Consider the following 13,174-nt stretch of genomic DNA (forward strand, 5'->3'; position numbering starts at 1 on the left):
AAGTTGTTAATTTGTCTGTTTTTGGTACACGGTTCAGTTAATTACATTTAATTACAAAGTGATGTACTTTGATTTCACCTGTATTGATTAAGGGCTAAGTTTAATTCAAGGTGTTGATATAAAGGTGTATTTGTTTGTTAACAATGAAACAAGTTGTAACGTATGTTCCTATTAAAGTTGTTCTATTTTGTTGTGGTATATAAAACAAGCAGTTATTAAGTTTTCGTTCAGTTAAAGGCGCCTAAGTTGCCCGCTTAACTCACTATTCTTATAACAAGTGAGCATTACCAATAAAGGTAAATTTCAACAAGTAGGGTTCTTTCATGAAAAAATCAACTCTTGGTTTAGCTGTCATTGCAGCGATCCCAATGTTCTCTAGTGTGCAAGTTTTAGCGGCAGACGAAGCTGCAAAATCAATCGAAAAAATTCAAGTGACGGGTTCTCGTATTAATCGCACTGATATGGAAACGTCAAGCCCTATTACCGTCATTGGTGATGATTTTATTACCAAAAGTGGTTATACATCAGTTGCTGATGTACTTTCAAATCAACCTTCAGTTGCAGGTACAAGCTTAGGTGGTACTAGTAATAACGGTTCAGGTGGTTCTGCAACAGTAAACTTACGTGGTATGAGCTCTCAACGTACCTTAGTTTTATTGAACGGTCGCAGAATGGTGTCATCTGGTACTGGCGCTGATTCTTCTGTCGATTTGAATACCATTCCAGTTGCGATGATCAAGTCTATTGAGATATTAAAAGATGGTGCGTCTGCAGTATATGGTTCTGATGCCATAGCTGGTGTTGTAAATATCATCACTAAAAAAGATTTTGAAGGCACTGAACTCAATATTGATGGTAGTAGAACAACAAAGAATGACGGCAATAATTACGGTTTTAGTATACTCCACGGTATGCAGGTAGCGGATGGTAACTTTGTCGTTGGCGCTCAGTACTCTGGTCGGGGAGAAATAATTCAATCTGATCGGCGCTTTGTGGATGCAGGGCAGTCATCTTGGATACCACAAGGTACATTAGGTGGTAAAACTGCAGATGGTAATGGTGGTTTTAAAGATCGAACGACTTCTTATGATTTCACTACATCTAGTTATGCGCAAACACCCAATGACTTGTATAGTCTTTTTACAAGCTACGATACTGAACTTGATTCAGATACAACTTTAAATATCGATTTAATGTATACGCGTCGTGAATCATCGCAGCAATTAGCGCCGCAACCGACAAGTATCGATTTAAAAACCAATAGACTTAATGCTAAATATACCAATTCATTTTCTGAAAATGGTACGCTAGCTGATACATTAGAATATAAAAGAAGAATGGCTGATGCTGGTCCTCGTCTCTATGAACAAGAAACTGACACTTACAGAGCTTCAGTATCTTTACAAGGTCTTTTGGATAATGATGCTAGTTGGGATATAAGTGCAACTTATGGGCGAAATGACTCTAAGGATAGCGTAAAAAATTCAATTAACGCTGTCAGAGTAGAAGAAAGTATTTATGCTAATCAGGATATTTGGTTTAGTGGCGAACCTCTAGAACGCAACTTCTTAACAGCTAATAATTCAATATTTATGGCCAATAATGAGGGCGGCAATGAGCAGTTCGTTCTTTCTGCTGGATACAGCAATGTAACAGAAAGTGATATTGGTTATGCTATAGGTATTGAAAACCGTTTTGAAAGTGGTTTTTATACCCCTGATTTAATTACTCAATTAGGCGAAAGTTCTTCAGCACAGCAGGATTCTACAGATGGCGACTATTCTGTACAGTCAGTCTACTTTGAGACATCAATACCAGTTTTGGAGTCTGTATCATTAGAAGGTGCGGCTCGTTACGATAATTATTCTACCTTTGGTGGTGAAATTACCTGGAAACTAGGTGCCACTTGGAATGTCACTGATGAATTTATGGTGCGCTCTGTATTAGCTACTGGCTTTAGAGCACCAAATGTTGCTGAATTATTTGGCGGAAATTCAGGTTCTTATGATTACTTATCAGATCCATGGGAAAATGCTACAGATGCTCAAATACTTGTAAACCGTGCAAGTGATGATGACCTACAAGCAGAGGAAAGCCGTTCATTCACTTTTGGTATGGTTTGGGAAGTTACTGATGGCTTATCAAGTACTTTAGATTACTGGAAGTTTGATATTACTAATGCAATTACCCGCTTGGATGTTCAGAATGAATTGAACTCTTGTTTTGAAGGCGATACAGATTCATGTTCATCAATTAGAGTGACTCAAGCTGGCGATTTATCTAACTTAACTTCTGTACTAACTAATGTTGGCTCTCAAAAAACATCTGGGGTTGATTGGAATGTTAGTTACACGGGTGATAGATACCGTATAAACCTTGATACTACTTATCTAATTAAGTTTGAAGAAGATGACATTAATTATACAGGTACTATCGATGGCAACTTTGGTGGCTATTCTAAAATAAAGTCGAACCTTTCAGTTAATTACGATCTTACTGATTCATTAAACATCCTCTATAACGCACGATTCATTCGTGGAATGGATGGTGAATACTACGGCGAAAATTTTAGTACTGACAACATTATTTACCACGATATTTCAATGAGCTATAACTTGAATGATGCATTGAGATTTACTGGTGGTATGAACAACATTTTCGATAAAGAGCCTGAGAAAGTATTAGGCGGTAACGATATGGGTACAGTTCCTGAGGTTTACGATGTAATTGGTTCACGTATTTTTGCAAGTGTAAACTACAAGTTTTAACTAGCACATTAATCGTATTAAGGCTCAGTATTTACTGGGCCTTTTTTATTGAACAAAACAAAGGAGACAAGTACACTAAAACGATATTTTAGAAGGAGAACTGATTGTTAAAACAAGATGAAAACTTATCTTTTGTCATTGAGCCAGAACTAACTCCTCGTTCTGAGCAGCGCATAGATCTGTATTTTTCTATCCCTAATGAAATGGGGATTAATCCGCAAACGCTTACCGAAGAATCTTACTTTAATAACCACTTCAAATCCCATTTAGCGTATAACGCGAATAATATACACCTGCCTTTAGTGCGAAGCCGCTTTGTGAGTAAAAATAAAGGTGAGCAACAAGATTATCGTCAAAATCTTAACTTATTTTGTTATCAAGTGCGTTTAGCCCTTGATGCCGATATAAAAGACGCGTTAAAAATTGACGAAGCCGAAGATTTTTATAAACGTGCTAACGAAGTATATGAACAAAGTGAAGGGCTTTTAAAAAAGCTGCGCCGTTATACGCCAGATGACGAAAAGCTACTGCCATTTTTTACCAATGCTGATAACTATTTAAGTTGGCATGTTGAGCAATCTTTTTTAAAGCTTTTAGATGAAGGCCCCCGTAGTAGCGATTATGCAAAAGAACGTAACGATTTAATGCAGTTTTGTAAAAACGAAAATGCGTACCGGGCTGACAAAAACTATAATTCTGAAACCACAATGCAAGACGCTAATCGAATAACAAATAAAATGCGCTTGCTACAACGCTTAATTGAGCATGGCGTTATATTACAACGCCAAACGCGGTTTCTTAATAGCTACCTTAAGCGATTAGTTAAGGGCACGGTAACAGCCGTTATAATGGCATTTGTGATGGTTGTGATACTTAATGCTCGCTCAACGTTTACTGAAGTCACCGCGACGCTTATTTTAATTTTGGGGGTTATTTACGGTCTGCGTGAGATATTTAAAGAAGATATTACGCGTATGATTTGGCGAGCTATTGTACAAGGGCGACCCAAGTGGCGATTTAGTTTTAAAAATAGTATTACCAAAGACAAAATAGCGAGTCAGCTAATTTGGCTTGAATACACACGCTTTAAAAAAATCCCTAAAGAAGTAAAATCTATATTTTCAAAACGTCGACAGCAAAATAAACAAGCTGCGCAGTGGTTACATTTTGCGAGTGAAACGCGTGTAAGTGCAAAAGAATTTTTACCTGGTTACGATACCTTGCAACAAACTCTGCAATTTAGTCTTGCGCCATTTGCGCGTTATTTAAAACGTGGTGAAGGGAAGTTATATCATTTAGACAGTAATAAAATATCTAAACAGGCGGTTGAGCGGCGCTACCAACTTAACATGGTGCTTGTGCTGACTGAGGAAGATAGAACACTTTACCAACGCTATAAAATAACGTTAAATCGCAGTAAAATCGTCAATATTGAGCTCATTTACTCGAAAAAGTAAGCTTAAGAATAAAAAAGGGACTGATAAAATCAGTCCTTTTTTAAATTTATTTATTAGCTAAACCATGTTTACTATATAAAGTTACTTTGTCTGACACTAGCGTGATCTCGATATTTTTCGCTTCATCGCCCCACACACAATTAGTATGCAGTGTTTTTTCAACACAGTTATCAGCACTGCCTAAAATGGTTTCCACTTCAGTCTTATCCATACCTACTTTAATTTTTTCGTAGCTTTCAAGGCTTACTTTAGAACAAGCCGCAAGGCTTAATGTAGCTGCGATGATAAGGAGTTTTTTCATTGTTATATCCTACTTAGTATTAATGTTTGAATTTTCTGATTTGGACAATCATGCCCATTCGTGGGTGGTCAAAGTAATGTACTTCACCACTTATTACACGTCTAAACTGAGAAAAGCGGGCTGACTCTATATCGCCATTTTTTAGCTTTTGGCTAATATCAAAATTAGCTGTAATGTATAAATAATGTCGTAAGTGTATTTTAAATAAACCGTCTAGTTCCCATTCTGCCTTTGATTGCTCCGGGTCGTTAAATAGTTCAGGTTGTGAATTTAATAAACTTACAAAATCAGGGTTTGAATAGCTAGGGGTTAAGTTAGAGTCACTTTTAAGGTGTTTACCTGCGATTAAATGCATGCTTGGTGCACGCGACTTACTTGCGCCTTCAAAGCGCCAGCCTGTATGTAGAATAGGTGTTAATCCTTTGCGATCTAGCTGTCGGTACTGCGCTTTAAATTGCAGCTGTTCTGGCGCTAATAAATAAGTTTGCTGCATATCATCTTTAGCGGGCGCTAGAGGTGTAACAGGTAGCTCATCATAGCTTTGTAGGTAGTTTGTACTGTCACCACATACACCCGATTGCGGGTTTGAATTTACTAATGAATCTGTAAAAGAGCGTTTTTGAAAACGCTCATCACCATCTATACAGGCTTGCATTGCTTGCTCTGTATAAAGAGGGGTCATTAAATCTAGAGAGTTTTTATCCTCAATAGCTTTGTGCTTAAGTGTAAAATCTTCTTGCAAATACGGAGCTGGGCGCTGTTTAAATACAAGCACCTCAACCTCAAACCAGCGTTCTGCAAATGCAGTGCTGCTAAACAAGCAGCATAAAATAACCAGCGATTTTTTTAGCAACATTAATGGCTAACCTTTTTTTCGAAATCTGCAATCATTGCAGTGACCATTTTTAAGCGTTCGCGAGCGTTAGCTTCACTAATTGCAAAGCGCAATTTATTTGCGCCATCCATTTTGTACACCTTAGGCGCACTTTGTATCAAACCAATGATGAAGCTAGGGTTAACCTTGGTATCTTGGCTAAATTCAAAATAACCACCTTTTGGGTTTGCCTCAATTTTTGTTATACCCAAATTACTGGCCTGCATTTTAAGCTGCTGCAAGCTGAACAAGTTTTTGGCTGCATCTGGCAGTAAACCAAAACGGTCTATAAGTTCTACCTGTAATTCGTCCATGTCGTCAAGGTTAGCACAACTTGCAACGCGCTTGTACATGCCTAAACGTGCATTTACATCGTGTATGTAGTCATCAGGTAATAGGGCAGCTAGTTTTAAATCTACTTCGGTTTGTTTTTGAAGTAGGTTTTCAAGCGTTGGCTCTTTACCTTCACGTAGTGCATTTACGGCCTGCTCGAGCATTTCCATATACAAACTAAAGCCTATAGTTTGCATTTGACCTGATTGATCGTCGCCAAGTAACTCACCGGCGCCACGAATTTCTAAATCGTGTGTAGCGAGGGCAAAACCCGCGCCTAAATCTTCCAATGATTCGATTGCTTGTAAGCGTTTACTCGCATCTTTAGAAAGTGCTTTGGGGTCACCTGTGAGTAAATAGGCATACGCTTGATGATGGCTTCGGCCAACTCGTCCACGTAATTGGTGTAATTGCGCAAGGCCAAGTTTATCAGCTCTATCCATAATAATGGTGTTGGCTGTAGGTACATCGATACCGGTCTCGATAATCGTAGTACATACAAGCACGTTGTATTTTTGATGATAAAAGTCAGTCATTATTTGCTCAAGCTCTTGCTCGCGCATTTGGCCATGGGCTGAGGTTACGCTTGCTTCTGGCACCCATTCACTAATTTCTTGTGCAACACGCTCAATAGTTTCTACATTGTTATGCAAAAAGTACACTTGGCCACCGCGTTTAATTTCTCGCAGTACGGCTTCGCGTATTAGTTCTACATCGCGTTGCCGTACAAAGGTTTTAACCGCTAAACGTTTAGCCGGTGGCGTTGCAATAATTGATAAATCGCGCATTCCGCTCATGGCCATGTTAAGTGTACGCGGTATTGGCGTTGCAGTTAGTGTGAGTATGTCTACATCAGCGCGCAGTGCTTTAATTTTCTCTTTTTGGCGAACACCAAAGCGATGTTCTTCATCGACAATGAGTAAGCCTAAATCGTTAAACTTAATATCTTGCTGAATAAGTTTATGTGTACCAATAACTATATCGAGCTTACCGTTTGCCATTTTTTCAAGCGTATCTTTTTGCTCTTTAGTGGAGTTAAAGCGCGAAAGTACACCTACTTCAATAGGAAAATCAGCAAAACGGTCTTTAAAGTTTTCATAGTGCTGCTGAGCCAGCAAGGTGGTAGGCACTAAAATTGCCACTTGTTTATCATCGTTAACCGCTACAAAAGCAGCGCGCATGGCCACTTCTGTTTTACCAAAGCCTACGTCACCACATACTAAGCGGTCCATGGCTTGCTTTGATTGCATATCACCTAATACCGCTTCTATGGCGTTGCGCTGATCGTCAGTTTCTTCAAACGGGAAGCTATCGCTAAATTGGCGATATGCAGGGGCGTCTAGCGTAAACTTATTACCGGGTTTTGCTTGGCGCTGTGCATAAATGTCGAGTAATTCTGCTGCTACGTCGCGAACTTTTTCAGCCGCACGTTTTTTTGCTTTTTCCCATGCATCTGAGCCAAGCTTGTGCAGCGGGGCGCTAGCTTCTTCGCCACCAGAGTAACGACTCAGCATATGCAGCGCCGACACTGGCACGTATAGTTTAGCTTCACTTGCGTAAGTAATCGTAACAAACTCAGTAATTACACCTGCAGCATCAATTGTTTGCAAACCTTGGTAACGCCCAACACCGTGATCGAGATGCACAACAGGTTGGCCCTCTTTAAGCTCGGTTAAGTTACGTATTAGTGCATCTTGGCTGGCTTCGTACTTGTGCTTACGGCGTCTGCGCTGAGATACTTTTATGCCTAGCAGTTCTTGCTCGGTAATAATAGATAGGCTTGGTTTAGTGCCAAGTACGACACTTTGTTCAAGCGGGCTTACTATTAAACCTACATCACTCGCGCTTTTTGTGAATTGTTCGAGTGTTTCAAATTCTTTAAATTTTAAACCGCTTGGTTTTAAAATGCTCAGTAATGATTCGCGACGACCATCGGATTCAACACTGAGTAATATGCGGCCTTTTTTCTTTTTTTGCTCTGCTACATAATTTATAAACGCGCCATAAGGTTCATGCTGCTTATGATCAATTCGAATAGCAGGCAGCTCGCTAACGCTTAAGTTCTTATTGCCCGCTTTAGTACCAAGCTTTGCAAGCGATAAACGAATACGTGCAAAATTGCCTAAATTAGAAAACAGCTCTTCAATAGGCTGATAAAGCGCATTGGGTTCTAGTAATGGGCGAAGTGGGTCAACTCTGCGGTTCTCATAGCGTACATTTACATCGTGCCAAAAGTTATCTGCCGCGTGCTCTAAATCGCCCAGTTGCATAACGGTAGTTGTTTCTGGCAGGTAGTCAAAAATAGTCGCGAGCTTTTCAAAAAACAACGGCATGTAGTATTCAATACCGGCAGGCCAGTTACCTTTGCTTACTTGCATGTATACAGAGTCTTGCTGCGAGCTTGCACCAAATTTTTCACGGTAGCTTATTCTGAAACGTTCAATATCAGCGTCGTTAGTAGGAAATTCATGTGCTGGAAGTAGCTCAATTTTATCTACTTTTTCATCAGAACGCTGCGTTTCTACATCAAATAAGCGAATAGTATCGAGTTCGTCATCAAAAAAGTCGAGTCTAAATGGATGCGGGCTACCCATTGGGTATAAGTCGACGATAGAGCCGCGTATAGCGTATTCGCCGTGCTCCATTACTTGTTGAACATTTAGATAACCGGCTTGCTCTAAATTGTCACGAAAGTTATGTGTGTCTAGCTTGTCGCCCACTTTAAAGTTTATTGTTGAACCGTAAATAAACGAGGCCGGGGCTGTTCGCAACATTAAGGTAGATACAGGTACAATTAACACACTTTGTTGTTCTTTTTTTAAGGTGTTTAAAGTGGCCAAACGGGCTGAAATAATATCTTGATGGGGAGAAAAATGATCGTATGGCAGAGTTTCCCAATCAGGAAATACCATGACTGGGTTATCGGGTAATAAATATTCTAGCTCTGTTTCAAGGCGCAGTGCGCTTGGTGTATCAGGCGTAACAATTAAGACTAAGTTATCTTGTTGTTTAACGCCTTCAGCAATAGCAATACTTAAACCACTTCCGCTTAGCTGGCCCCATTGAATTTTATCTTTATGAGATTTTACCCAAGGCAAGGCTGCCCATTGCTCAAACGCCATTTATTACTCCATTTATAGTTGGCTCTTAGCAAGTAAGAGCCATCTTGAGTTAAGGTTACTTAGTCTCGGTATATTTTTGTTAGGTCTTTATAGTGATCAATTCGTCGATCACGCAAGAACGGCCAAATACGTCTTACGTTTTCTGAGCGTTTTTGATCAATTTCTACTACTAAAATTTGCTCATCAGTATTATTAGCCTCTGCTAATAGTTCACCTTGTGGGCCTGCAATAAACGAATTGCCCCAAAACGAAATACCATCGCTTTGCTCACTAGGGTCACTTTCATGGCCAACGCGGTTACAGCTAATTACCGGCACGCCATTGGCAACAGCATGGGCACGTTGGCTAATAACCCACGCATCTTTTTGACGAGTTTGCTCAGCCGAATCGTCGTTAGGATCCCAACCGATAGCGGTTGGATAAATTAATACCTCAGCGCCAGCCATTGCCATTAAACGTGCAGCTTCCGGAAACCATTGATCCCAACATACTAGCACGCCTAATTTACCCACCGAGGTTTGAATAGGCTCAAAACCGATATCACCTGGGGTAAAGTAAAATTTTTCGTAAAAACCAGGATCATCAGGAATATGCATTTTGCGGTATTTACCTGCAATACTGCCGTCTTGCTCTAATACAACTGCAGTATTGTGATAAAGGCCCGTAGCGCGCTTTTCAAATAAAGACGCGACAATAACAATGCTTAGCTCTTTAGCAAGCTCACCTAAGGCATTACTGCTAGGGCCTGGAATGGTTTCGGCTAAATCAAATACGTCAACATTTTCGGTTTGGCAAAAATAGAGGCTTCGGTGTAGCTCTTGGAGTACAACCAGTTTTGCACCTTTTTGAGCGGCTTCACGAATGGCACTTATTGATTTTGCCATATTGTCCTGAGCGTTATCGGTATTGCTTTGTTGCACTAACGCAACGGTTAATTTTGCAGGGCTTGTCATTGTGCTGCTCCAGCTAAAAATCCACGAGGTAATTGCATTGTAATACAGTGCAGGCTGCCAAATTGTTCAATAATTGGTTGGCAATTTACGCCAATAATAGTGTGTTGTGGGTATGCTTTTTGAACTTGCGCAAGAGCACGCTTATCATTGGCATCATTATACGTTGGCACAAGCACAGCATTATTAATAATTAAGTAGTTAGCGTAGGTAGCCGGTAAGCGTGTTTGCTCATCGTCATAAGCGGCTTTTGGCCACGGTAACTCAATTAAGTTATATGGGGTGTTATCGGCAGTTTTAAAGGTTTTTAGTTGTTTTTCCATCGCATCAAGTGCGCTAAAGTGCTCATCAGTTTTATCGTCACACTGCACATATACAAGGGTATTATTTGGTGCAAAACGCACTAAGGTATCAATGTGGCTGTCGGTGTCATCGCCCGCTAAATAGCCATGTTCAACCCATAAAAAACTCGTCGCGCCTAAGTGCTCTTTTAAAAGTGCTTCAATATCATTTGGGTTTAAATCAGGGTTACGGTTTTTATTAAGCAAACACTCACTGGTTGTTAGCAACACACCGTGCTCGTTTATTTCAATACCGCCACCTTCAAGTACCATATCGAGCGCTTGATATTGGTTGTTTGTGCTACTTAGCTCTTTTACCAAAGTACAATTAATTTGATTGTCTAATGCGCTTTCAAACTTATTGCCCCAACCATTAAAAGTAAAATCATATACTTTTAATGGCTTTGGTGAATCAATAGCGGCGCAAGTAAGCGGACCATGATCGCGCGCCCAGGTATCGTTAGTAGGCGTTACTACAAAATGGACACGATTAAGAGAGACGTTAGCACTATTTAGTAATGCTGTAATATGCACTTTTAAGGCACTGTTATGCGCCACAATAACAAGCTGTTGCTGCGTTGTTATGTGTTTAGCAAGTTCAATATATACAGGTTCTACACGCGCTAAGTTGTCGGCCCAATCGGTGTCTTTGTGAGGCCATGTAAGCATAACAGCGTCTTGCTCGGCCCATTCTGGTAAAAGTCTAAAGTTCATGAATTTTATATACTAATTAAGATGGCGCTAGTTTAGCATTTTACATAAAGATGTCAGCTAATTATCACTGTTTAGGTCGCCTTGGTTTTGATCAAGTTCTTGACGTTTTTTAAGTTGGCGGGTTTGAGCATGTAAACTCGCTCTAACAATAAGTTCTTGGTCAGTGGTTCTAATTGCGGTAAAGAGCATAGTGTATTGGTAGTGTTCGCTATCTTGTTTTTCTACTGCCACAACTTCGGTGTAACAATAAACCGCAGAGGCCTCGTGGTGAAAAAACAGTTTGGTTCTAAATGCTTGGCCAATTGAGTGTACTTCAGGTGATGTAAAACGAATACCGCCACCGCCGTAGCTATCACATTGTATTGCGTTATCTTGGGCTTGTTCTGAGGCCAAAATATGGCTCATTATTAAATCTATTTTACGTGACTGCGCTTGTAAAAAAGTAGCTAGCTCTTGTGCTATATCGCCTAAGTTACGCAGTGGGCGTAACGAGCTTTGCTCAAGCTCACTTACTTCATTTGCTAATCTAAATAGTGGGGGAATGTCGTCTTCAAGCTCAAGCTGCGATTTAGGAACTTGTCCGTTTGATACGGGGAATAAATTTACTCTTATACTTTCATTAATTTGAAAGTACTGCTCAAACTCACCTAATCTTTCACTATTCATTATGTTCTCCACCACGTATTTATTTAATAGTAGCGTTGTGAGTACTAAATTGCTAGCAGATAAAATAACGCATAGCGGGCTAAATGCTTTGTTTACATTCAATTTTTAACATACAGATTATGAAAATAAATACACTAAGACATATTTAGGGTTAGTTATAAAAAGCGGCCAATGTCATCCTAACATTGGCCGCTTGGATATTGATTCATCAGCGTGTACTTATTTAAGTAGAGCGGCTAATTCATGTAAATCTTTCACAACGTGATCTGGTTTTTTAGCTAATGGGTAAAGTGCTTTACCTGGGCGTGCTATAAAAGTGGTTTGTAAGCCAGCTTCTTTTGCACCAGCAACATCCCAGCCATGGGCTGCAACCATCATTGCTTCATTTGGTGCTACGTTTAGCTTTTTAAGTACCCACTCATACGCACGTAAGTCTGGTTTGTAAATTTTAATATCTTCAATGCTGTAACGCGCATCAAAGTAAGACATTAAATCAGCGCTTTCAAACTGTGCCTTTACACCTTTGTTTGAAGAATTTGTAAGGCTTACTAACTTATAGCCCTGTGCTTTGAGTTTTGCCAGTCCTTCTTTAACATCGCTGTGGGGAGGAAGCGTTAAAAGAGGCGTAACAATAGCTGTTTTAGCTTGTTCACTTGTAATATTAATGTTGTTGTTTTGGGCAACCATAAGGAGTGATGCCACACCGATCTGCCCAAAGTCGTGATAACTACCGCTTACTGTATCTACTAATGAATGATGCAGCATAGTTGAAAACCACAGTGGTAATAAATCTTCACGTCCGCCTAGCGCTTTACCAATAGAGGTACGCATTGACGTTAAATCAAGTAGGGTTTCATTTACATCAAAAATAAGCACTTTAGGTTTTGCTTGTTCTTTTGGTTCATCAGCGACTGCATAACCAGATACAAGGCTTGTGCCCACAAGTAGTGAAAGAGTAAGTGTTTTTAACGATTTTAAAATAGACATTAATTATTCTCCGATTCAAGTGCTGTCATAACATCAATAGGTTCTGCGCGTAGGGTGTAATCTTCGCTTAAAAATGCGTATGTAATTACACCTTCTTGGTTTATCACATAGGTGGCCGGTAGCGGTAATTTAAAGCTTTTATCGCCGTAGTAGTGTTCAAAATCAATACCAAATTGTGTGTATAACGCTTGAATACGCTCATCAAGTGTAAACAATAAACCAAATTGCTCAGCTACTTTATTGCTCACATCGCAAAGCACGTCAAATTCAAGGTCGTTTTTTTGTGCAGTTGAGAGAGTTTCATCAGGTAGTTGTGGTGATATTGCGATTAACTGAGCACTTTGAGTTTTAAATTGTGGTAAGTAGTCGTTAAGTGCTTTTAGTTCTAAATTACAATATGGGCACCAGCCACCACGGTAAAAACTAATAATTACCGGGCCTTTTTTTAGTAAATCTGCAAGCTCGATGTTTTCGCCGTTATGGTTGGCTAAGCTAAAGTTTTCTACTTTTTGACCAATCTGCAATGCATTGTCTTTAATATGCTGTGCAATTAGCTCTTCGTTTGTAGTGTTCATTAGTGCCAAAACGTCAGCCGGTAATTTGGCATCTTTTTGTACGTTATAGGCATCTATTTGCGCTTTTAAACTCATGATTGAACCTC

The 13,174-nt window shown here is 39.7% G+C and carries 10 protein-coding genes; 2 read left to right on the forward strand and 8 right to left on the reverse strand.

What is annotated here, in order from left to right; translation table 11 throughout:
- Positions 1-323: 323 nt before the first annotated feature.
- Positions 324-2,768: a TonB-dependent siderophore receptor gene (locus H4J63_RS02415; protein WP_182194322.1), complete on the forward strand. Its 2,445-nt coding sequence runs from the start codon at positions 324-326 to the stop codon at positions 2,766-2,768.
- A gap of 104 nt (positions 2,769-2,872) precedes the next feature.
- The gene (locus H4J63_RS02420) at positions 2,873-4,225 is read left to right on the forward strand and encodes a hypothetical protein (RefSeq protein ID WP_024599138.1); all 1,353 of its coding nucleotides are present in this window, start codon (positions 2,873-2,875) and stop codon (positions 4,223-4,225) included.
- Positions 4,226-4,271: 46 nt separating this feature from the next.
- Here H4J63_RS02420 and H4J63_RS02425 read toward each other — a convergent pair whose 3' ends face one another.
- From H4J63_RS02425 to H4J63_RS02460, 8 genes are all read right to left on the reverse strand, one after another.
- Positions 4,272-4,526, reverse strand: a complete 255-nt coding sequence (locus H4J63_RS02425) for a hypothetical protein (RefSeq protein WP_010554066.1) — start codon at positions 4,524-4,526, stop codon at positions 4,272-4,274.
- 19 nt (positions 4,527-4,545) lie between these two features.
- Entirely contained in the window at positions 4,546-5,382 is an 837-nt protein-coding gene (locus tag H4J63_RS02430) for a peptidoglycan binding protein CsiV (RefSeq protein WP_182194325.1), read from the reverse strand.
- Positions 5,382-8,855, reverse strand: coding sequence for a transcription-repair coupling factor (mfd, locus tag H4J63_RS02435; RefSeq protein ID WP_182194327.1), 3,474 nt, complete (start codon positions 8,853-8,855; stop codon positions 5,382-5,384). The genes H4J63_RS02430 and mfd overlap by 1 nt, the downstream gene beginning before the upstream one ends.
- 59 nt (positions 8,856-8,914) lie before the next feature.
- Positions 8,915-9,808 (reverse strand): carbon-nitrogen hydrolase, encoded by an 894-nt coding sequence (locus H4J63_RS02440; protein ID WP_182194330.1) that lies wholly within the window; start codon positions 9,806-9,808, stop codon positions 8,915-8,917.
- Positions 9,805-10,860 (reverse strand): agmatine/peptidylarginine deiminase, encoded by a 1,056-nt coding sequence (locus H4J63_RS02445; RefSeq protein ID WP_182194333.1) that lies wholly within the window; start codon positions 10,858-10,860, stop codon positions 9,805-9,807. The genes H4J63_RS02440 and H4J63_RS02445 overlap by 4 nt, the downstream gene beginning before the upstream one ends.
- Positions 10,861-10,917: 57 nt before the next feature.
- Positions 10,918-11,526: a PilZ domain-containing protein gene (locus tag H4J63_RS02450; protein ID WP_182194336.1), complete on the reverse strand. Its 609-nt coding sequence runs from the start codon at positions 11,524-11,526 to the stop codon at positions 10,918-10,920.
- 219 nt (positions 11,527-11,745) lie between these two features.
- Positions 11,746-12,513: a haloacid dehalogenase type II gene (locus H4J63_RS02455; RefSeq protein ID WP_182194339.1), complete on the reverse strand. Its 768-nt coding sequence runs from the start codon at positions 12,511-12,513 to the stop codon at positions 11,746-11,748.
- Entirely contained in the window at positions 12,513-13,163 is a 651-nt protein-coding gene (locus H4J63_RS02460) for a peroxiredoxin-like family protein (RefSeq protein ID WP_024597236.1), read from the reverse strand. The genes H4J63_RS02455 and H4J63_RS02460 overlap by 1 nt, the downstream gene beginning before the upstream one ends.
- Positions 13,164-13,174 lie beyond the last annotated feature (11 nt).

It is taken from the genome of Pseudoalteromonas sp. 5Ae-yellow (genome assembly GCF_014077565.1).
GTDB lineage: Bacteria > Pseudomonadota > Gammaproteobacteria > Enterobacterales > Alteromonadaceae > Pseudoalteromonas.

Coding starts and splice junctions, on each gene's coding strand:
- H4J63_RS02415 (WP_182194322.1), top strand. CDS start 324: ATGAAAAAATCAACTCTTGGTTTAGCTGTCATTGCAGCGATCCCAATG.
- H4J63_RS02425 (WP_010554066.1), bottom strand. CDS start 4,526: ATGAAAAAACTCCTTATCATCGCAGCTACATTAAGCCTTGCGGCTTGT.
- H4J63_RS02430 (WP_182194325.1), bottom strand. CDS start 5,382: ATGTTGCTAAAAAAATCGCTGGTTATTTTATGCTGCTTGTTTAGCAGC.
- mfd (WP_182194327.1), bottom strand. CDS start 8,855: ATGGCGTTTGAGCAATGGGCAGCCTTGCCTTGGGTAAAATCTCATAAA.
- H4J63_RS02440 (WP_182194330.1), bottom strand. CDS start 9,808: ATGACAAGCCCTGCAAAATTAACCGTTGCGTTAGTGCAACAAAGCAAT.
- H4J63_RS02445 (WP_182194333.1), bottom strand. CDS start 10,860: ATGAACTTTAGACTTTTACCAGAATGGGCCGAGCAAGACGCTGTTATG.
- H4J63_RS02450 (WP_182194336.1), bottom strand. CDS start 11,526: ATGAATAGTGAAAGATTAGGTGAGTTTGAGCAGTACTTTCAAATTAAT.
- H4J63_RS02455 (WP_182194339.1), bottom strand. CDS start 12,513: ATGTCTATTTTAAAATCGTTAAAAACACTTACTCTTTCACTACTTGTG.
- H4J63_RS02460 (WP_024597236.1), bottom strand. CDS start 13,163: ATGAGTTTAAAAGCGCAAATAGATGCCTATAACGTACAAAAAGATGCC.